This is a genomic window from Pseudomonas petroselini, from assembly GCF_045037875.1.
Taxonomy (GTDB): Bacteria; Pseudomonadota; Gammaproteobacteria; order Pseudomonadales; family Pseudomonadaceae; genus Aquipseudomonas; species Aquipseudomonas petroselini.
In genome coordinates, this window is sequence record NZ_CP173614.1 from 2046049 (window position 1) to 2066219 (window position 20171).

Here is a 20171-nt window from a genome sequence, read left to right on the forward strand (position 1 = left end):
GCCGGGATATTACTGAATGTCTCTAGATATCCATGATCACTCACGCAGCGTGGTAGCCGGCGAATACGCCATGGGCGCTGCCGGCTTGCACGCAATACGAGCGGCCTAGAAAGCATCCATCAGCAGTACACGGCAGGGCTTTGCCTGGTACTCATTGATTTTCGGTACCGGCTTGATGAAATCTTCGGCGATGACTTTTAACACGGTATCGCTCCCTTACGCTGCCGCCACTTCATGCGGCTCAAAACTGTCCGCTCGCGCCATCTGCCACATGCGCGAATAAAACTCGCCGTTCACCTCGCCCGTCAGCAACTCGCCCGGCTTGAGGAACACATGCAACTGCGAGAACAGCTTGATCTCAGTCGCCGACATGCGCCGCACCAAGTGCTTGGCCGACAGCTGTGACGGATGATCCAGGCCGGCCGCCGCGAGCATTTCCGCCAGCGCCTTGAGCGTGTTGCGGTGGAAGTTGAACACCCGCTGGGCCTTATCCGGCACCACCAGGGCGCGCTGGCGCAGTGGGTCTTGGGTGGCGACGCCGGTGGGGCATTTATTGGTGTGACAGCTTTGCGACTGAATGCAGCCGATGGCAAACATGAAACCGCGCGCCGAGTTGGCCCAGTCGGCGCCGATGGCCAAGACGCTGGCGATATCGAATGCACTGACGATTTTGCCACTGGCGCCGAGCTTGATCTTGTCGCGCAGGTTCAGGCCCACCAGGGTGTTGTGCACGAACAGCAGGCCCTCACGCAGCGGCACGCCGATATGGTCGGTGAACTCCACGGGCGCGGCGCCGGTGCCGCCTTCCTTGCCGTCGACCACGATAAAATCCGGGAGGATACCGGTGTCGAGCATGGCCTTGGCGATGCCCATGAATTCCCACGGGTGGCCGAGGCAGAACTTGAAACCCACCGGTTTACCACCGGAGAGTTCACGCAGTTGGGCGATGAACTGCATCAGTTCGATCGGCGTGGAAAATGCGCTGTGGCGCGACGGCGAGATGCAATCCTCGCCCATCATGATGCCGCGGGTGTCGGCAATTTCACGGGTGACTTTGTGCTTGGGCAGGATCCCGCCATGGCCGGGCTTGGCGCCCTGGCTCATCTTGATTTCAATCATGCGCACTTGTGGGTTTTGTGCCTGCACGGCGAAGCGTTCCGGGTCGAAGCGGCCGTCGCTGGTGCGGCAGCCAAAGTAGCCGCTGCCCAGTTCCCAGGTCAGGTCGCCGCCGTGTTCGCGGTGGTAGGGGCTGATGCTGCCTTCGCCGGTGTCGTGGGCAAAGTTACCCAGCTTGGCACCCTGATTGAGCGCGCGGATGGCGTTGGCGCTCAACGAACCAAAACTCATCGCCGAGATGTTGAACACCGACGCCGAGTACGGTTGCGTGCACTGTGGGCCACCCACCATCACGCGAAACGCGTTGGGGTCGCTCAGGGGCGCGGGACGCATGGAGTGGCCGATGAATTCGAAGCCCGACTGGTACACGTCGATCAGGGTGCCGAAGGGTTTGTCCGCCGTTTCGTTCTTGGCGCGCGAGTAAACCAGCGAGCGCTGGGACCGCGAGAAGGGCAGGGCATCGCTGTCGGACTCAAGCAGGTATTGGCGGATTTCCGGGCGAATGGCTTCCACCAGGTAACGGATATTGCCCAGGATCGGGTAATTGCGGCGCACGGCGTGGGGGCTTTGCAGCAGGTCGAAAATGCCGATCAGGCTCAACACGCCGGTGACCAGGGTGATGGGCCACAGCCATTCGTGGTGGATAAAAGGGAGGCTGGCGAGGGTGAAAATGACGCACACGGCAAAGAAGGCGTAACGGCTCAGTAACGACAGGCTCATACGGTTTTTTCCTCAGGTTCAACGCTACAGGTCGATCCGCCATTCTGCGCCTGTAGGGAAAGCCGGGACAACCGATAAGGGCATTGAAATGGGGCTTATCCTTATTGCAATCGGTTCTCGTTTGGGTGCATTATTTGCGTTACTGTATAACACATCGAATCCACCCAGACGCCCAGGAGGCCTTATGAAAGCTGGTATCCATCCCGACTACCGTACCGTGTTGTTCCACGACACCGCCGCCGACGTGTTCTTCCTGATCGGCTCCACCGCCGACAGCGACCGCACCCATGTACACAGCGACGGCAACACCTACCCGTACATCCCGCTGGACGTCTCCAGCGCCTCGCACCCGATCTACACCGGCCAGCAGCGCAAGACTCAGGTTGAAGGCCGGATTGCCGGTTTCAACAAGCGGTTTGCATCGTTTGGCTCCGGTGCGAAGAAAGCTGAGGAGTGAGGGACTCACCTTTCACCTCAAAGGCCGCTGCCGCTCCCGGAGCGGCTTTTTTTGACTATTGTCGACCGCTCGTCGCAACCCCTCAGTGGCTATTCAACTGCCAGTTGAATATCCCGAAAACCAATGTAGAGTTAGTCGTTAACGCATAACGTTAAGCATTAAAAGATGATAAGAAGCTTTAAATGCGCTGATACCAGAACCCTTTTTGAAACCGGTCGAACGCGTCGTTGGTCAGCCATCCTTTCAGTGGCGGAACGAAAGTTGAGCATGCTGGATGCTGCGGTTGAACTCACCGACCTGCGTTCGCCGCCGGGAAACCGATTGGAACAGCTATATGGTGACCGCGAGGGGCAACACAGCATACGAATCAATGGTCAATTCCGAATCTGTTTCATCTGGGGGCCAAATGGTCCGGAAAACGTTGAAATTGTGGATTACCACTGAGGTGAATCATGTTTAAGAATGGCATGCGTCCCGTACACCCTGGGGAAATTCTCAAGGAAGAGTACTTGGAACCGCTGGGCCTTACCGCCGCTGCTCTCGCAAGGGCGCTGCATGTTTCCGCGCCTACGGTCAATGACATCGTATTGATGCGCCGCAGCATCAGCGCGGATGTCGCGTTACGTTTGGCTGCTGCCTTTGAAACATCCGCGCAATTCTGGCTGAACCTGCAGACTGCCTATGATCTGCGCACAGCGGAAATCACCAAGGGGGCTCAGATTTACAAGGAAGTCGAAAAAGTTGCGCATTGCGCATGATGTTTTACTTGGTGCATTAAAAACCCGGCAAATAGCCGGGTTTTTAATGCTGATCGTTTCGTGGGGTTGTTTAACCCTCTCTATACAGCCCTACGCCGCCGTTTGCCGTATCGGCAACACCACCCGAAAGGTCGTTCCCTTGCCCACCTCGCTGCTGACGGAGATGTTGCCATGGTGTTTCTTGATGATGCCGTAGGAGAGTGACAACCCCAGCCCGGTGCCTTCGCCCACCGGCTTGGTGGTAAAGAACGGGTCGAAGATCTTCTGCACGGTTTCGGGTGTAATCCCACAGCCGTTGTCCGCCACTTCCAGCCAGATATTCTCGCCTTCCACACCGTTGCTGATGGTAATGGTGCCGCGTTCCGGCCCCATGGCTTGTGCGGCGTTGATCACCAGGTTCATCACCACCTGGTTGAGCTGTGAGGCCAGGCATTCGATTTCCGGCAGTGGGTTGTAGTGTTTGACCACATCGGCCCTGTACTTGAGTTCACTGGCGACGATGTTCAGCGTCGAATCGATGCCCTGTTGCAGGTTCGCAAATTGCCAGGTCTGGTCGTTGTCGACACGGGAGAAGTTCTTCAGGTCCTTGACGATCTGCACCACGCGGCCGATGCCTTCCTTGGACTCCCGGATCAGAATCGGAATGTCCTCCTTGAGAAAATCCAGCTCCAGGCCGGTTCGCAGGGCTTTGAGTTGATCGCGCTGTTCTTGCGGGGCAATCAGTTCTTCGGCGCTTTGATAGGCATCGAGCATCTGTTGCAGCTGGTTGAAGTAGCTGTCCAGGGTGCTGAGGTTGGATGAGATAAAACCCACCGGGTTGTTGATTTCATGGGCCACACCCGCCGCGAGTTGGCCAAGCGAGGCGAGTTTTTCCGACTGCACCAGTTGGCTTTCCAGGTGTTTGCGCTCGTCGATTTCCAGTTGCAGCGCCTGGGTGCGTTGTTCCACCAACTGCTCCAAGTGAGTGGTTTGCAGCGTGGCGCGACGGGCCATGTCCCATTTATTGGCCAGGGTATTGGCCATTTGCTGGACTTCAATGTTATCGAACGGTTTTTTCAGGATCAGCAAGCGATCATGGCCGTGCAGGCGGTCCAGCAGGTCTTCCCAGGCATAGTCCGAGTAGGCGGTGCACACCACCACCTGCAGGTCGGGGGCGATTTTCCAGAGTTCTTCTATGGTCTTCGCACCGTCCCAGCCCTGGGGCATACGCATGTCGACGAACGCCAGGGCATAGGGCTGCTGCTGTGCCATCGCCGAGATGAGCAATTGCAGGCCTTCCTCTCCGCCGTAGGCTGAGTGCAGCTCGAAGCCCGGGCCCTTGGCTTTGACCGTAGCGCCAAACAGTGCTGACTCCATCTCATCCAGCACTGGGTTGGAATCAACCACAGGCATCAGGATCTTGCGGAAGTCGTCGTGAATCGACGGCGTGTCATCAATCAACAGGATGCGTCGGTTTGGGGGCTTGTTCATGCGGGACTTCCGGCAAGGGTCATAGGAATGGTCAAGGTAAATACCGCGCCCCGGCCCGGCCCGTCGCTGTGGGCGGTGAGCTGGCCATTCATCTCCACAGCGGCCAGGGCGCAGCTGTGCAGGCCAAAGCCGTGGCCTTCCTTGCGGGTGGTAAAACCGTGGGTAAAGATGCGGGTCATGTTTTCGGCCGGTATGCCTTCGCCATCGTCCTTCACGCTGATCTGCAGGGTATCGTCATCCCTCTGCTCGACCCTGAGGGTCATCTGCCGTGGCCGGTCGCTGAGGTTGGACATGGCATATTTGGCGTTGCTGATCAGGTTGACCATGATCAACAGCAACCGGTGTTTGTCTGCCAGGATTTCCGGCACCTGCGCGTAGTGCTTGACCACCGTCACATTGTGGCGGCTCAGCGCACCGGCATTCATCCGCAAGGCATCTTCCATCAACACGCTGATATGCACCGGCTCCAGCAGCGTTGACGCCCCGGCATAGGATTGCTGGGTTGAGACGATGTCCTTGATGTGGTCGACGCTTTTGCTCAGTTGCGCCAGTTCGTCGGTCATGCCTTGCTGCTCGACGGCAATCGCCTCAACCAGTTGGTTCAGGTAGCCGGGCAGCAACTTACCCTTTTCATCCTGAGTCAGGAAGGTACCCAGGTCCCCCTGGTGTTCGTTGATCAACTGCATGGCCTTGCCCAGGCCCTGGGCCTTGCTGCTGCGTAATTTGCGCGCAACCATGTCGGCGGAAATGTTCACGCTGTTAAGCACGTTGCCGACGTTGTGCAGCACGTTGGTAGCAATCTCCGCCATGCCGGCCTGACGGGCGCTGTCGAGTAACTCACTCTGGGCATCCTTGAGCTGCTGCGTGCGCCGCTCCACGCGTTGCTCCAGGGTTTCATTGGCGGCCTGCAAGGCCCGATTGACGCGGTTGATCTCGGCAAAGCTGCGCAACAGGCGCACGGCCAGGTACAGCAGCAAAACCACCAGCAGGGTGGCGAACACCAGCAGGTAACGGTGGTACTTCTGGTCGACGAGGTCGGCCGTCTGTTGATCCTGGTTGAGGTAATGGGTCAGCTCATCCAGGCGGTCGGCCACGGGAATGGCTGCAATCCGTTCGAGCAAATTATTGACCAGCGGTTGTTCGCGCAAAATCAGCTCGATGTGCTTGCTCAGGATCTCAACCGGTGCCTGGAACTCGGTTGGCAACTGTTCCTTGTTCACCGCCAGCTTGCCCAGGCCCACCAGGATATCGGCGGCACGCTCGTCGCTGGTGACCTGGGCGAACTCCAGGCTGCTGAGCAGCAGGTCGTAGGTGTCGGTGGCGACGCTTTGCAATTGCCGCCTGCCGTCCTCGTCATAACGGCTGAACTGGGCCTGGATATCGTCTTCGGCGGTCGGCAAGAAGGCCAGGGAGTTGCGCAGCACCGCGTTGTGGGATTTGAACTGATCCACCAACCGGGCTTTTTCCTGGATCGCCGCCTGGTAACCCTCCAGGGTGGCTTGCCAGCGGGACAGGTCTTCTGGGGCGTGATAGGTGGGGTGACTCTGCAGATCTGCCCACAGCCGCGTCATTTCCCGCAGGGGAGTAACCAGAGGGTCGTAGTTGTGCGTGACGGCGATCCTGGCCTTGAGCACCTCGCTGTCCCATTGGGCATTGAGTTGCTGCAGTTGGCGGATCAGGTCGCGGGACTGGGTGTAAGTGGCCGTCTGATCGCGGGACGACTTCACGTACAGAAACACCAGGATCGAGGCCAGCAGCAGCGTCATCAGGCTGAGCAGAAACTGGCTGGTACGGCGGCGAGAAAGGGTCATGAGAGTTGGCTCATAGCGGCTTGCCTGCCCATTCGCCGGTCAGGGTCTTGAGAAACTGCACGATCAGCGCCTTGTCTTCGGCGGAGGGCGTGCGGCCCAGTTGGTACGTGAACATCACATCCACCGCTTCTTCCAGTGTTTTGGCCGACGCGTCGTGAAAATACGGCGCGGTGACCGCCACGTTGCGCAGGCTGGGCACTTTGAACACATGGCGATCTTCCTCGTCCTGGGTCAGCAGGTAGCGCCCCAGGTCCGATTCGACCGGGTTGCCGCGCGCCTTGAAGTAGTCCCCCATCACGCCGAACTTCTGGAACATATTGCCGCCGATATTGATGCCCTGGTGGCAGGCGATACAGCCGTACTCCTTGAAGCGCTGGTAGCCGTACTTTTCCTGGATCGTGAGGATATCGGTATCGCCCAACAGGTAACGGTCGAACCGCGAGTTGGGGGTCAGCAGCGTTCGCTCATAAGTGGCCAGCGCATTTTGCACGTTGGCGGCGGTGACGCCGTCGGGGTACGACTGGCTGAAGGCGGCCTGGTAAGCGGGCAGGGCGGACAGGTTCTGCACCACGGTTTTCCAGTCGCTGCCCATCTCCACCGGGCTGATGACCACTTGTTCGATCTGCGCTTCCAGCGTGTCCACCCGGCCGTTCCAGAACTGTTTGAAATTCTGGCTGGCGTTAAACACCGTGGGCGTGTTGATCTCCACCGGGTGGCCATCGAAGCCAATGGAGAACGGTTTGTTATCGGCACCGCCGCTGTCCAGTCGATGGCAACTGGCGCAGGACAAGGTGTTATTGGCCGACAGCCGCGGCTCGTTGAACAGCTGGCGGCCCAGTTCGACTTTAGCCGGGTCCAGGGCCGGCGCCGCCGGCAACGGCTTGAGCGGCTCGTCCAACGGGGCGGCCACCAAGGGCGCTGCCGTGACCAGCCAACACGTGAACATCAGGCCAATTCGAGTAGTTGAGACTGCGCTCAAACGAGCACTCCTTGTGTTCGGCTATTGATCGGGCATCAGGGGCGCGGAGCCCACTTGCAGCAACTGGGCGAAATCCTTTGAAGGTACAGCCTTACTGAACAGATGGCCTTGGCCTTCTTCACATTGCTGGGTTTGCAGGAACTTCAGCTGCTCCAGCGTCTCCACCCCTTCGGCGATAATGCTCAACCGCAGGCTCTTGCCCATGCTGATGATAGCGCTGATCAACTGTTCGTCTTGGTTATTCACATTCAGGCCTTGCACAAAAGACTGATCGATTTTCAGCACGTCAATGGGGAAGCGTCGCAGGTAGCTGAGGCTGGAGTAACCGGTGCCGAAATCATCCAGGGCCAGGCGTACGCCCATGGCTTTGATCTTGTTCAGCATTTCAACGGTGTCGTCGACATTTTGCATCAACACGCTTTCGGTGATCTCCAACTCCAGTCGGTCGGGAGGCAGGCCGCTTTGCTTCAGGATCGCGGCCAGGTTGTCGACAAAATCCCGCTGGCGGAAGTCAATCGCCGAGATATTCACCGAGATGCACAGCGAGGGCAGGCCCATCACGCGCCACGCCTGTGCCTGCTGGCAGGCTTCGCGCAGTACCCATTGGGTCAGGCGCACGATCAGGCCACTGTCCTCAGCCACGGGAATGAAATCCACCGGGCTGACCCACCCTGAGCGGGGTTGAAACCAACGTATCAGGGCTTCCGCCCCCACGATCTGCCCGGATTTCAAGTTCAGCTTCGGTTGGTAGTGCAGCACAAACTCATCGCGCTCCAAGGCCTGGCGGATCGCACTTTCCAGGTTTTGCTGATGCTGGGCGCGCAGGTTCATGGCGTCGGTATAAAAGCTGAAACTGTCGGGGCCGCGCTCTTTACTGGTGTGCATGGCCGTTTCAGCATGTTTGATCAACTCCACCGCGGTGCCGCTGTCATTGGGGTAAATGCTGATGCCCAGGCTGGCCGTGATGCTCAGGTCATGCCCCGCGACGTGGCGAGTCGCGCTGATGACCTTGAGGAGTTTCTGGGCAACGCCCTGGGTCTGCTGGGGGTGCAGGATATCGTTGAGCACGATCACGAACGTGTCGGAGCCGTAGCGGAACACCGAGTCCGACTCACGCACCGCCGCCACCAGGCTTTGGCTGACCTGCTGCAGCACCTCGTCGCCTACCGGATAGCCCAGGGCATTGTTGATGCGCTTGAAACGGTCCAGCCCGATGAACATGACCGCCAGTTGGGTGTCATGCCGACGGCCCAAGGCCATGGCCTGGGTCAGCCGGTCGCCCAGCAGCGTACTGTTGGGCAATTCGGTCAGCGCGTCGTATTGCAGCAAGTGCGAGACTTTCAGCAGTTCCTGCACACGTTCTTCAACGGTGCGCTCCAGGCTGCTCACTTTGAGCGCGACGTCCTGGGCCAGCTGCCACTTCCACGTCAAGGCGCTGGCCATCTGGCGGATTTCCAGGTTGTCGAAGGGCTTTTTGAGGATCAGCAACTGGTCGTTGTATTTCAATCGCGCTTCGATGGCCTCGAAGGAATAGTCGGAATACGCCGTGCACAGGGCAATCTGCAGGTTGGGGTCGGCATTCCAGAGGGCTTCGATGGTTTGCAAACCATCCCAACCCGGCGGCATGCGCATGTCGAGGAACGCCATGGCATAGGGAGCGCCGGCGGCGAGTGCCTTGTGGACCAGGGCCAGGGCTTCCTCACCCTGGTAGGCGGAGTCCAGCTCAAACACCTGGCGCACTTTGGCCGGGGTGCCGAACAGCGTGTGTTCAAGGGTGTCCAGCGAGGGCTGGGCGTCTGCGTCGGCACAGAGGATCTTGCGAAAGTCCTGGTGGATGGAGGCGGTGTCATCGACGATCAGAATACGACGGTTGGCCCTGACTGAATCCGGGGTCATACGGCGCACGGCGACTGCAAAAGGTGCGACTGCATAATGACTTCTTCCCTGGTTGCACGTCTGAGCGGGGTGCCAGCGGCTATGAGAGCATAGTCGAGCTCCCTTGATATCGACGGCCAGTTGGCGTCAAATCAACCCCACGCCTTAAGCGAGGGAAGACGGCTTGGGACAAGGGCTCAATGTAGCTCAATTCTGTTTAACTTGAAGGCGCAGTCGGCATGGATGAACAACTCGCGAAGCTTTCCACCGAAAAACCCACCATTTTGCTGGTCGACGATGAAGAGTCGATCCTCAATAGCCTGCGCCGTTTGTTGCGCGGCCAGCCCTACGATGTGCTGCTCGCCGGCAGCGGTGCCCAGGCCCTGGAAATCATGGCGTCACAGCCCATCGACCTGGTCATGAGCGATGCGCGCATGCCGGGCATGGACGGGGCCACGTTGTTGGCCAAGGTGCATGATGTGTATCCCACCACCAGCCGCATCCTGCTGACCGGGTATGCCGACCTCCCGACGATCATCAAGGCGATCAACGAAGGCCAGATCCACCGTTACATCGGCAAACCCTGGAATGACGATGAACTGAAGCTGATCCTGCAGCAGGCCCTGGAACATCAGCGCCTGGAGCGCCTGACCCAGGCGCAGAACGAGCAGCTCAAGGTGCTCAATGCGACCCTTGAAAAGCGCGTGGAGTCGCGCACCGGCGAGCTGCAGCAGACCGCCGACATGCTCGACCTGGCCTACGAAGAACTCAAACGCAGCTACGTGACGGGCACCGAAGTGTTTTCGCTGTTGGCCAACTTGCGCCTGCCCAAGGACAAGCAGACCAACCGCCAGTTGATCGACCTGATCCGGGTGTACTGCAACGCCCAGGCCATGGACGAGGTCAGCACGCGCGACCTGACCATGGCCGCCGCGCTCTACAACATCGGCAAACTCAGCTGGACCGACAGCATGATGACCGCCCCGTCCGATAGGCTGCACAGCACCGACCGCGATCTGTACCGCGCTTATCCAACGCAGAGCGAGTCGCTGCTGATGACGCTGGAGCCGATGAAGGATGCGGCGCGGATCATTCGTCATCACCAGGAACGCTATGACGGCAGCGGCTTTCCCGATCACCTCAAGGAGGAGGCGATCCCGTTCGGTTCACGCCTGCTGAAACTGGCGGTGGATTTCATCGAGTTGCAGAAAGGCCTGATCCTTGAGCGGCAGATGAACAGTGATGAAGCGCTGCTCTACATCCAGAAGTATGCCGGGCGCCTTTACGACCCAAGCCTGGTCGACGATTTTATTCAGGCCTGTGCCAAGTTCCTCAGTGATGTGACGCTGGGCGATCCCACCGTCAAGGTCCTGACCACCCGTGAACTGGCGGACGGCATGGTCCTGGCGCGTAACCTCAATGCCGATAACGGCATGTTGCTGCTCAACGCCGGCAAGGTGCTGAACCTGCCGCTGGTGGACAAGCTCATTGCGTTTGAGGCAATGGAAGGCGCCAAATACGCCATTTTTATCAAAGTACCCGAAGAGACCGCGAACCTTTCATGAGCACCTCTACTATCCGCATCGCCGCCGCCCTCCTGATCGGCAGCGACGGCCAAACATTGCTTGTACGCAAGCGTGGCACCCAAGCGTTCATGCAGCCTGGCGGCAAGATCGACGCCGGCGAGCAACCTGCCGAGGCCCTGGCCCGCGAGCTGCACGAAGAGCTGAACCTGCGCATCGACCCCAGCGATGCCCTCTACCTCGGCAACTTCAGCGCGCCCGCGGTCAACGAGCCGGGCTTTACCGTCGAAGCTGAGTTGTTCCAGGTACGCATCGATGTGCCGGTCACCCCCGCTGCTGAAATCGAAGAGGTACGCTGGATCGATCCTGCCGGTGATGGCGGGTTGCACTTGGCGCCGTTGACACGCGACCTGATCCTGCCGTTTTACCGTGCGTCACTGACCGCAACGGCCTGAAGCCTATGATCATCCGTGCACTGGGGGCCCACGACGCCGAGGCTTATCGGGCCTTGATGCTGGAGGCGTACGGCGCCTATCCGCAGGCATTCACCTCCAGTGTGGCCGAGCGGGCGGCGATGCCGTTGAGCTGGTGGCAAAAGCGCCTCGACAACCCACTGGATCGGCTGCTGGGCGGTTTCGACGGCGATGAACTGGCGGGTATTGTCGGTCTGGCGTACGAGCCACGCGAGAAGGCGCGGCACAAGGTGACCCTGTTCGGTATGTACGTGACCGGGGCCTATCAGCAAAGAGGCCTGGGCCTGCGGTTGGTCGAGGCGGCCCTGGATGAAGCGCGCCGACATCCGCGCTTGAAAGTGATCCAGCTGACCGTCACCGCCGGTAATGACGCCGCGTTTGCGCTGTACCAGCGCTGTGGGTTCACTCAATACGGTCTGGAACCGCTGGCGGTGCGGGTGGGCGTGGATTACTTCGACAAAATCCACATGTGGCGCGAACTGCAAGACCAGTGATACGCCCTGTGGGAGGGGGAAAGCCCCCTTCCACCGGTTGAGCTGAGCCTTTCAACGCACCGCGCTGACCCCATCCAAGGTGGAAAACGAGGTGTCCTTCGCGGTCAGCAGAAAGTCGCGCATATACGGCGCATCCAGCATGTCCGCGCGAATCCCTGCATACAGCGTCGCAAACAAACCCTTCTCACCCAGCCGCTTGGCTTTCACGTAGCCGCGCGAGCTGTATTCATGCAGCGCCCAGTGGGGCATGCCGCACACGCCACGGCCGCTGGCCACCAGTTGCATCATCATCACCGTAAGTTCCGAGGTGCGCACCTGCGCCGGCTCAACATCGGCCGGTTCGAGGAAGCGGGTGAAGATGTCCAGGCGGTCGCGCTCCACCGGGTAGGTGATCAGGGTTTCGGTCAGCAAGTCTTGCGGCACGATGTAGGCCTTGTTCGCCAGCGCGTGCTGGTTGGCCACGGCGAGCATGGCTTCATAGGTGAACAGCGGCACATAGGTAATGCCTGGCAGTTCCAGCGGGTCGGACGTCACAACCAAGTCCAGGTCACCCCGGGCCAACGCCGGCAGCGGCGCGAAGGCAAAGCCCGAGGCCAGGTCCAGCTCGACTTCCGGCCAGGCATCGCGGAACTGGTCGATGGTCGGCATCAGCCACTGGAAGCAGCTGTGGCACTCGATGGCCATGTGCAAACGCCCGGCGGTGCCGCCGGCCAAGCGTGCAATGTCGCGCTCGGCGCCGCGCAGCAGCGGCAGGGTGGCGTCGGCCAGTTGCAGCAAGCGCAGGCCGGCGCTGGTGAAGCGCAGCGGCTTGGTCTTGCGCACGAACAACGGCATGCCCAGGCGCTCCTCCAGTTCCTTGAACTGATGAGAAAGCGCCGATTGAGTCAGGTGCAGGCGTTCAGCGGCTTCGACCAGGCTGTCGGCTTCGCGCAAGGCGTGCAGGGTCTTGAGGTGGCGGATCTCTAGCACGGGTTATCCATGAGTAAATTTGATGTTTGAGAGGGAATGATTGAATTTGTCTCATGTTTACAGCCTCTCATTCAACCCCTGCCGAGCGTCACGACGCCGAAACCTCGTCGGCAGCGACCCACAACGGACGGATATGAGGCAGCGCCGAGGATTTTTTGCCGATATCGGAAAACGGCAATGTCGGGTCATCACCGTGAGTCAGGCCTCGATGCTCCGGCAGCTTCAAGTGGGCTTTCTCGAACTGATCGAATGTGGCTGCGCGCCGGTTGTAGTGAAAGTGCGCGTACCACAGCGGCGTTGGCGGCAAGGCGGTTAAATCCCAGATTTCATATTCCTGCATGAAATCCGGACGCCCTTCACGTAACAGGGGCAGGCGTTTCAACCCGCTGTTACGCCTTACCTCGACCACGTTATGCCTGGCCAGGTCATCAAGCATGCCATCGGTGGGCTTTTTACTGGACAGGGAAAACTCCGTCCGCAGGGCACGGCCGGTTGTCGTCAGCTGTGTGGCGCCGTCCTGCAGCTGTTTGAGGGTTATATGATCGGGTGCCAAGGGCGCGATGGTTCGCGCCCGGGTGAGCAGCTCATCGGCCTCTCTTGCCAGCATCTCCTCCATCTCCACCGGCAACAGGCCTTGACGGGCGTAGTCACGCACTTTTTTGATGTAAGCCGCCACGGCCTTCAGTCGCGCTTGCGCTTCACTGATCAGGGCGTTGAGGCTCCTGGCGGCGACAACCTCGGCAATCGGCTCGGGGTTGGTCAGGTAATACCGGCCATTGGCGGTTTGCTCCCAGATTTCGGTACGGCCTTGGGCACCGGTGATGGTGTAGCGACGTACGCGGGTCGAGGGTTCCCAGCTTTCCACACCGATCAGCAGCGTGTTGTCTTCAGTTTCGAAAATTCTGCGGGGGCTGCTGATAGGCTTGCGCGGTGCAGGCTCACGCAAGGTTTTACGGGCGCGCTCGGCCATCTTTTCCAGTTCGGCGCGCAGTTGGGGGACGTAAACCGCGTCGAAATGTTGGGGGTAACTGGTTGACCAGCGGTCCAGGTTCATCCGCATGTTTTCGTAGGCATCAATGCAGAAATTGAGGATCGTGTTGCGTTGGTTGAGGTTCGAACTGATTTCCAGCAAGTCGGTTTGCAGATCCAACGCACGCCAGGTCGTGGTTTTGGCGTTCTTCAGCGCACCTTGCAGGTAATGCCAGGAGACGTCCGACAGTGCCTTGCCATGATCGATGACGTCCAGCAGGGCGGCGACCTTGGTGTAGTTACGTTTTCTCTCGGACAGGTGCCGGTTTATCACCTCTGAGGCAATGTTTATTCGTTGTCGGTGCTCACGGAGGGAGACCCGGCTGTTCCAAGTGTTCATGGTCTCCATCGCGGTCTCGGTGTGGCGAAAGTGCTCAAGGTTGGCAATGTGTTTGCCCCTGATCTGTTCTCTGAGGGCCGCCCGTACCGTCACCTGCTCATAGGGCATGGCCTCTAGGAGAGCGGTCAGTTTTTCAATGTCATCGGAATGGGTGACCATCCGTTCTCCCCTGAGCTTGATCAGCCATTGTGACTTCCAGACCACTTCATACGCGGCATCACTTTTGGCTTTAGTCCCAACGCTGGCCCGGTTGCCGCGGGAAAATGGAAGGACTTGCTCGAACTGCTCATGAAGCTGTTTGGCAAGCGCTATGCCTTGCGTCAGGTCGGTTACAAGCTCGTCGAACAGGGCGGTCTCGCCGTTTTCGTAGCGATCTACCAGAGTCCCTACGCGCTTATGGTTTTGGTCGAAACGATGATAGATCTGGTCAATGCTGGCCTCGAGTGCGTACTGCCGGCGGTAGACCTGATCGGTCCACCAGCGCGGCAGACGCTCACGAATTGCCAACGGCCACAGCGGGTCCAGCCTGTCCGCCAGGTGCCCGAGCGCCGCACCGCCGCCTGCCAGGCCACCGGGGTGTGAGGTGCCGTAGACACCGAAGTGCGTGTCCCATTGCCCGGTTTCATCCAGGGCAATCGGCTGCTTGTAGGTTTTTTTCGAGTTGCCGCTCAGGCGCCAGTGACCATCCTGCAACTCAACCTGATAGAGCGCATGCCTGCGCAGGATGAAGTCGCCGTCGGCATGCCGGTAGATGTGACGATAAAGGCCGTACGTCGCCGGCTGCAGGTGGCCGAGCGAGAGCGCTTTCTCGTATTCGTAACCGCTGAACCGCAGGCCTATATGGGCACTGCGGCTCGGTGGCGGACGCAAATAACCGCTCACGTTGAACGCGTTGCGCAGTTGGCGCGCGGCGGTGCGTGCACGCGCGGCATTCGGGGTGATGAGCACGCCGGTGCCCACGTCGATGGCGGCATCGATCAGTGATTGCAGGACCTGCGTTACCGCCTGTAATCCTTCAACCGGGTCGCCGCGCCGAAACGCACGGACGGCGTCGTTGGCGCTGGTCCAACCATCGTGTAGACCGATGGCGGTACCCACGATGGGTACCACGCCCATGGCCATCTTGATCCAGGTAAAGGCCTGCTCACCCTTCATCGCATAGCGTTCCCGGTACAGCTCGCTGTTGGAGCGTGAGGTGGCGCGGTGAGCCTCAAGCAAGCGGCCCATGTGGGCGTTGAACACGTGAGTGGCCAGCGACGGTGCGCCTGGCCAGGGTTTGCCGATGGCAATCAGGGCACTATAGTTTTTCAGCGCGGCCTGGTTGATCCGACCGGCATGGCGTTCGACGTCTCCGGGCACTGCGCGTGCGGCCAGGTAACTGACCATGTCGCTGGACAGGCACAGGTTGTAGAGGGCCTGGCGGGCTTGCTCGCGGGTATCGAAGCGCCGCACGTACTGGCGGTCCGGGCTGTCGGGCAGGTAGAGGAGGGTCAGCCCGGTGCTTTTTTCTTCAATGAAGCTGATGCCGGACAACGTGCTGGGGCCGTCATCGGTGTCCGCCCCGCCGACACTGAGTACGGCGGGCAGCACAACGAGACCCACCGGCTTGGCCTGCTCGGCGGCCCGGTTGAACACCTGCAGTTCATCCGCCGTGAGGGTGCCGTTCAAGTGCGCCAACCGACCCTGAATCTTCAGTATCAGGCGGTGGGGTTCCATCAGGCATTCCAGGCGAGCGTCGCGAGTAAACGAGGCTTCTCGGTCGGTGCCCAGCCATGTCTCCTTGATCAGGTCCTCATACTGTTGTGCCACGTCCAGCTCGGTGACCATTGTTTTCACGTAGCGCGGGGTGAGGGCTGCCGCGAGGACTTCACGCTCATTCGTATCGAGCGTGCTGACGAGCACTTTCATAAAGCCCAGGCGTTCACTGAGTGCGTTATCGATGTTACCCAACGCCAGGTCTTCAAGGCTCAGGCTGACTCGGGCCGTGCTGGGTTCCAGCACGGTTTTGGTCGGGGTTCCCGGTGCGCCGGGCGCGGCGAAAAAGTGCTGCCGGTGGGCAACGGTTTCGGGCAAATCCAGTGTCACGGAAAAGGGCTGTTTGAGGGCGAAATCCCGGTTCAGGCGCTTTTCAAGCTGGGTCTTGCAGTAGGTGTGGCTCAGGGGCAGTTTTTGTTCCAGCGCGTGATCGGCCCTGCGCATGGCCCGCCAATAGTCTTCGATCCATGCCTTGAGCTGGGCTCGGTCTTCGGCGCTGACGGTAGTGAGCCAGGTGGTCAGGTGTTCGGCCAGGGCGCCCGTCTGCTGTCGCTCACGCCACTGGGTATAAGCCAGTTCGCGTGCTTCATTCGCCGGTACGCCCAGTTCGTGCAGCAGTTTTACGCGGATGGCTTGCAGTTCGGTGGCTTGTTGCAGGGCCTGTTCGGGCTCGGATGTACGGTGCAACAGCGCTTCAATCTGCTGCACACCGTTGGAAAGCTGCTGGTGCAAGCTGTAGTCGAAGGCCTTCTGGCTCAGCAGGCGGGGCTCAAGCGTCAGCGCCGGCTGAGTGGAGGTTTGGACGAAGAACCACGCTTGCAACTGCGCAAAGTTTTCAAAGCGATGCACACCACCATTGTGGCCTGGCCAGTAGAGCAGCAGGCTGTTGGGCGAGGAGGGCAATGCTTTCAAGGTGCTGGCTTGGGTAATCAGCAGCACACCCTCGAGTTCTTTTTGGCTGATGGTTTTTTCGCCGTTCTTCTGCTCGATCATGGACAGGACGAGGCAGGCGACCGCGATGTCCTTGGCGGGTGGTTTGTCGGGGTCCAGCCCATCCATCAGCCACTGATACTCAGCGGTGTTGATTTGCTTCAACTGTCGTAGCAGCTCGGCTTCCTGCTTCAACCCCTGCCATCGCGCCTGCAGCAGGGCGGTGTATTGAGGGGTGTGCTTCTGCAGTAGCTCCGACAGCATGAGCGCCGGTTTTTGATCGAGCAAAGCGCCGGCTGCTGTGTAGGCCTGCTGCCGGGCCTGATGCAGTGCATCGAATAGAGGGGTGAGTAAGGCCAGGCGCGAGTCGTCCTCGCCCACGAAGATTTCAAGGGCGTTTTGCTGTTGTTTCAAGGCCTGGCGGCGTAGCCCCAATGGCACATCGGCGGTCAAGCCAGTAAAGGGCGGCGGGTTTTCGGTACTGTCGGGTGCAGCGGGTAGTTCTGGGGCTGCAGCGAACAGTGGCTCCCGTTGCAGGCGGTCGATCCGCTCGGCAGTGTGCAGCGAGCTCGCGCCGTGCTCGGCCAAATCACCGTCGGTCGCAGACGTCAGGGTGTCTTGTTTTTGCTTGATCCAATGCTCCTGAAGGTGTGTCAGCCCTGCCTGCAAGGGGGGCTCAACCGTGCGGTACTCGATGCTGTGCTCGCGGGTTATCTGTGCGACGCCGGGGAACAATTCCGGCTGATCACGTAGCCAGGTTTCCAGGCGGACGCGGTCGCCAAACACCATCAGCGCCGGCTGTCGGGTGGGCAAGTACACACACTGAGTCACAGGGTTGTCCTGGTCGGTACGGGTCATGACCAATGCACCCGGCACCTCGACCGTAGGGCCGCTGGCAGACGTCAACAGCAGTTGCTCGACATACAGGGCCTGGCCGTCGGCGGGTTGTTCGTCGGCAGGTGGATCGACCAGCCGTAGGAGCGGGGCCACCTGGTCGGTATTGATCTCGCCCACGGCGACGGCATGTTGGGCGGCGGCCAGGAAATGCTGGCGGTACAGTTGGTTGGCCAGTTCGCGCCGGGCCATCGGGGTGCCGGGCGCGCGGGCAATCCACCAGGTGATCCAGTGGCTTCTGATCCCATGCCGCAGGTTCAGCTTCAGCAATCGTTGCAGCAGCGCAACCGGTGTCGTCTCTTCAGAGAGACCAGTGAGTGTGCAGCGTTGGTCGAGGGTGGGGTCCACGCCCGCGAACGCATAGTGTTGTTGAGCGTAGGCCCAGGCGTCCGTGAGCGTGACATCCCGGGCAGGGGCATCACCTTGCGCGGCGAAGTGCAGATGTACCTGCTCGCCATCCACGTCCAATTCCTGCCTGATCAGTGTGTTGATCGATGCGCGCACGCTGGGCGCGGTCGCCATCAGGTCGCGCAAGCGCTGGCGACTGTCCTGCCAGCTCTCGCGCGCTTGCAGCAAGAGATTTTCATCCACCGCACGGCCAAGAGGGGATGAGGGCCTGCGAATGTCGCTGAGGGTAATGCGTGTGTTGAGTTGTTCCGCCATCAGAATGTCTCGGGATCAATGAAGTAACGGGCATTGAACGTCGGCGTGACTTCTGTGGGGGCTTAGATAGTTGTCGCAGTGACCGTTGAGCGGGCTTCATCAAACTGTCACGCAACTGTGGCAGCGCGCTTGAACAAACTTCATCAGACTCGCGCTCTACTGGGGTTCTGCGTTTCGGTGTTTTTCATGCGCGTGTTGCTTTTACTGGCCGCTCTATTGTTCGGCCTGCCGTCTTTTGCGGCTTCTCGATGTGACGTTAATGTCCCGACCCAAACGGTCGACCTGGCTCAGGTGAGCATCGCCTACCAGAGCATCGGCCGTGCGTCCGACCCGGCCTTGCTGCTGGTGATGGGACTGGGCGGGCAGTTGATCCACTGGCCCGACGAAGTCGTCGTCGCCCTGTGCCAGCAAGGGTTTCGGGTGATCCGCTATGACAACCGCGACGTCGGCCTGTCCACGTGGCGCCAGGCACCGGCCAATGCCAACCTGACCTTTGAAGTGTTGCGCTACAAGCTCGGCCTGCCGGTGGCGGCGCCGTATACCTTGACCGATATGGCCGACGACGCCATCGGCTTGATGGACGCCTTACAGATCCAGCAATTCCACGTGCTGGGCGCGAGCATGGGCGGGATGATCGCCCAGCACCTGGCGGCCATGGCACCGCAGCGGGTCGAGAGCCTTACGCTGATCATGACCAGTTCCGGCGCCGAAGGCCTGCCGGCACCGAACGCGGCGCTGGTGCAATTGCTGTCGCGGCGCAGCGCGCCGAATCGTGAAGTGGCCCTGGAGCAGCAAGCCGATCTACTGGCGGCGCTGGGCAGCCCGAACGTGAAGGATGATCGCCAGGTGTTGCTGCACCAGGCGGCGCTGTCCTATGACCGGGCCTTCAACCCGGACGGCGTGAAGCGCCAGATCATGGCGATCCTCGCCGAACCGAGCCGCGTGCCGTTGCTCAACCAACTGCGCGTGCCGACCCTGGTGGTGCACGGTACTGCTGACCCGTTGCTGCCGGTGATGCATGGCGTGCACCTGGCGGCGCATATCCAGGGCAGTCAGTTGAAGCTGATCCCCGGCCTGGCCCATCGTTTCCAGGAAGCGTTCAAGGCGCCGTTGCTGGCGGCGGTGTTGCCGTACCTGCAAGCCCATCGCGAAGATGCCGCGCACTGGGCGCAGATTGACTTGGGCGAGCCTGCAAAGGTGTTGTGACATTGGTGTATCGTGCAACCTTTACGGCACATTACTGCTAGCGAGGTTGCCTGCCATGAGTACCCCCCTGAAAATCGATTTCGTCAGCGACGTGTCCTGCCCCTGGTGCATCATTGGCCTGCGCGGCCTGACCGAAGCCCTCGACCAGCTTGGCGCCGAGGTGCAGGCCGAGATCCATTTCCAGCCGTTCGAACTGAACCCGAATATGCCTGCCATCGGTCAGAACATCGTCGAACACATCACCGAGAAATACGGCTCCAGCGCCGAAGAATCCCAGGCCAACCGTGCGCGTATCCGCGACATGGGTGCCGAGCTGGGCTTTGCCTTTCGCACCGATGGCCAGAGCCGCATCTACAACACCTTCGATGCCCACCGCCTGCTGCATTGGGCCGGGCTCGAAGGTTTGCAGTACAACCTCAAGGAAGCGCTGTTCAAGGCGTACTTCACCGATGGGCAGGACCCGTCCGACCACGCCACCCTGGCGATCATCGCCGAAAGCGTCGGCCTGGATATCAAACGCGCGGCCGAGATTCTTGCCTCCGACGAATACGCCGCCGACGTGCGTGAGCAAGAGCAGCTGTGGATCTCCCGTGGCGTGAGCTCGGTGCCGACCATCGTGTTCAATGATCAGTACGCCGTCAGCGGTGGGCAGCCGGCGGAGGCGTTTGTGGGCGCGATTCGCCAGATTATCAACGACGCGAAAAACTAA

15 protein-coding genes are annotated in these 20171 nt (G+C 60.1%); 8 read left to right on the forward strand and 7 right to left on the reverse strand.

Annotated elements, in window-relative coordinates:
* Positions 1–216: 216 nt before the first annotated feature.
* Positions 217–1836 (reverse strand): FMN-binding glutamate synthase family protein, encoded by a 1620-nt coding sequence (locus ACI512_RS09500; protein ID WP_012722446.1) that lies wholly within the window; start codon positions 1834–1836, stop codon positions 217–219.
* 184 nt (positions 1837–2020) lie between these two features.
* Between ACI512_RS09500 and ACI512_RS09505 the strand changes: the two genes are divergently transcribed.
* The 3 genes from ACI512_RS09505 (at position 2021) to ACI512_RS09515 (ending at position 3051) form a co-directional block, all read left to right on the forward strand.
* The gene (locus ACI512_RS09505; protein WP_012722447.1) at positions 2021–2293 is read left to right on the forward strand and encodes a type B 50S ribosomal protein L31; all 273 of its coding nucleotides are present in this window, start codon (positions 2021–2023) and stop codon (positions 2291–2293) included.
* A 165-nt stretch (positions 2294–2458) separates the two neighbouring features.
* Positions 2459–2737: a type II toxin-antitoxin system RelE/ParE family toxin gene (locus tag ACI512_RS09510; protein ID WP_012722448.1), complete on the forward strand. Its 279-nt coding sequence runs from the start codon at positions 2459–2461 to the stop codon at positions 2735–2737.
* 8 nt (positions 2738–2745) lie between these two features.
* Complete coding sequence (locus ACI512_RS09515) at positions 2746–3051, forward strand: HigA family addiction module antitoxin (protein WP_012722449.1); 306 nt, start codon at positions 2746–2748, stop codon at positions 3049–3051.
* Positions 3052–3141: 90 nt separating this feature from the next.
* Here the strand turns inward: ACI512_RS09515 and ACI512_RS09520 are convergent, their stop codons facing one another.
* From ACI512_RS09520 to ACI512_RS09535, 4 genes are read right to left on the reverse strand one after another with little or no spacing between them, the layout of a single operon-like run.
* A complete protein-coding gene (locus ACI512_RS09520; protein ID WP_236382236.1) occupies positions 3142–4521 on the reverse strand; it encodes an ATP-binding protein in 1380 nt (459 codons plus the stop codon).
* The gene (locus ACI512_RS09525; RefSeq protein WP_236382245.1) at positions 4518–6332 is read right to left on the reverse strand and encodes a DAHL domain-containing protein; all 1815 of its coding nucleotides are present in this window, start codon (positions 6330–6332) and stop codon (positions 4518–4520) included. Before ACI512_RS09525 ends, ACI512_RS09520 begins: the two co-directional genes overlap by 4 nt.
* 10 nt (positions 6333–6342) lie before the next feature.
* On the reverse strand, positions 6343–7278 hold the full coding sequence (locus tag ACI512_RS09530; protein WP_236382265.1) for a cytochrome-c peroxidase: 936 nt from the start codon (positions 7276–7278) through the stop codon (positions 6343–6345).
* Positions 7279–7332: 54 nt separating this feature from the next.
* Entirely contained in the window at positions 7333–9207 is a 1875-nt protein-coding gene (locus ACI512_RS09535; RefSeq protein WP_236382254.1) for a bifunctional diguanylate cyclase/phosphodiesterase, read from the reverse strand.
* A gap of 218 nt (positions 9208–9425) precedes the next feature.
* Between ACI512_RS09535 and ACI512_RS09540 the strand changes: the two genes are divergently transcribed.
* From ACI512_RS09540 to ACI512_RS09550, 3 genes are read left to right on the forward strand one after another with little or no spacing between them, the layout of a single operon-like run.
* Entirely contained in the window at positions 9426–10751 is a 1326-nt protein-coding gene (locus tag ACI512_RS09540; RefSeq protein WP_064054881.1) for an HD domain-containing phosphohydrolase, read from the forward strand.
* Positions 10748–11164 (forward strand): NUDIX domain-containing protein, encoded by a 417-nt coding sequence (locus tag ACI512_RS09545; RefSeq protein WP_236382263.1) that lies wholly within the window; start codon positions 10748–10750, stop codon positions 11162–11164. The genes ACI512_RS09540 and ACI512_RS09545 overlap by 4 nt, the downstream gene beginning before the upstream one ends.
* A 5-nt stretch (positions 11165–11169) precedes the next feature.
* Positions 11170–11676 carry a GNAT family N-acetyltransferase gene (locus ACI512_RS09550; protein ID WP_012722456.1) on the forward strand — a complete coding sequence of 169 codons (507 nt, stop codon included), beginning with the start codon at positions 11170–11172 and terminating at the stop codon, positions 11674–11676.
* A 51-nt stretch (positions 11677–11727) separates the two neighbouring features.
* On the opposite strand, the gene metR is transcribed toward ACI512_RS09550, so the two are convergent.
* Entirely contained in the window at positions 11728–12645 is a 918-nt protein-coding gene (gene metR / locus ACI512_RS09555) for a transcriptional regulator MetR (protein ID WP_012722457.1), read from the reverse strand.
* A gap of 88 nt (positions 12646–12733) precedes the next feature.
* Entirely contained in the window at positions 12734–18256 is a 5523-nt protein-coding gene (locus tag ACI512_RS09560; RefSeq protein ID WP_405121750.1) for a dermonecrotic toxin domain-containing protein, read from the reverse strand.
* A 186-nt stretch (positions 18257–18442) separates the two neighbouring features.
* Between ACI512_RS09560 and ACI512_RS09565 the strand changes: the two genes are divergently transcribed.
* Both ACI512_RS09565 and ACI512_RS09570 read left to right on the forward strand, forming a co-directional pair.
* On the forward strand, positions 18443–19462 hold the full coding sequence (locus ACI512_RS09565) for an alpha/beta fold hydrolase (RefSeq protein WP_012722459.1): 1020 nt from the start codon (positions 18443–18445) through the stop codon (positions 19460–19462).
* A 55-nt stretch (positions 19463–19517) separates the two neighbouring features.
* Positions 19518–20171, forward strand: coding sequence for a DsbA family oxidoreductase (locus ACI512_RS09570; RefSeq protein WP_046034427.1), 654 nt, complete (start codon positions 19518–19520; stop codon positions 20169–20171).

Coding starts and splice junctions, on each gene's coding strand:
- ACI512_RS09525 (WP_236382245.1), bottom strand. CDS start 6,332: ATGACCCTTTCTCGCCGCCGTACCAGCCAGTTTCTGCTCAGCCTGATG.
- ACI512_RS09565 (WP_012722459.1), top strand. CDS start 18,443: ATGCGCGTGTTGCTTTTACTGGCCGCTCTATTGTTCGGCCTGCCGTCT.
- ACI512_RS09540 (WP_064054881.1), top strand. CDS start 9,426: ATGGATGAACAACTCGCGAAGCTTTCCACCGAAAAACCCACCATTTTG.
- ACI512_RS09570 (WP_046034427.1), top strand. CDS start 19,518: ATGAGTACCCCCCTGAAAATCGATTTCGTCAGCGACGTGTCCTGCCCC.
- ACI512_RS09505 (WP_012722447.1), top strand. CDS start 2,021: ATGAAAGCTGGTATCCATCCCGACTACCGTACCGTGTTGTTCCACGAC.
- ACI512_RS09545 (WP_236382263.1), top strand. CDS start 10,748: ATGAGCACCTCTACTATCCGCATCGCCGCCGCCCTCCTGATCGGCAGC.
- ACI512_RS09520 (WP_236382236.1), bottom strand. CDS start 4,521: ATGAACAAGCCCCCAAACCGACGCATCCTGTTGATTGATGACACGCCG.
- ACI512_RS09500 (WP_012722446.1), bottom strand. CDS start 1,836: ATGAGCCTGTCGTTACTGAGCCGTTACGCCTTCTTTGCCGTGTGCGTC.
- ACI512_RS09535 (WP_236382254.1), bottom strand. CDS start 9,207: ATGACCCCGGATTCAGTCAGGGCCAACCGTCGTATTCTGATCGTCGAT.
- ACI512_RS09515 (WP_012722449.1), top strand. CDS start 2,746: ATGTTTAAGAATGGCATGCGTCCCGTACACCCTGGGGAAATTCTCAAG.
- ACI512_RS09510 (WP_012722448.1), top strand. CDS start 2,459: ATGATAAGAAGCTTTAAATGCGCTGATACCAGAACCCTTTTTGAAACC.
- ACI512_RS09560 (WP_405121750.1), bottom strand. CDS start 18,256: ATGGCGGAACAACTCAACACACGCATTACCCTCAGCGACATTCGCAGG.
- ACI512_RS09550 (WP_012722456.1), top strand. CDS start 11,170: ATGATCATCCGTGCACTGGGGGCCCACGACGCCGAGGCTTATCGGGCC.
- ACI512_RS09530 (WP_236382265.1), bottom strand. CDS start 7,278: ATGTTCACGTGTTGGCTGGTCACGGCAGCGCCCTTGGTGGCCGCCCCG.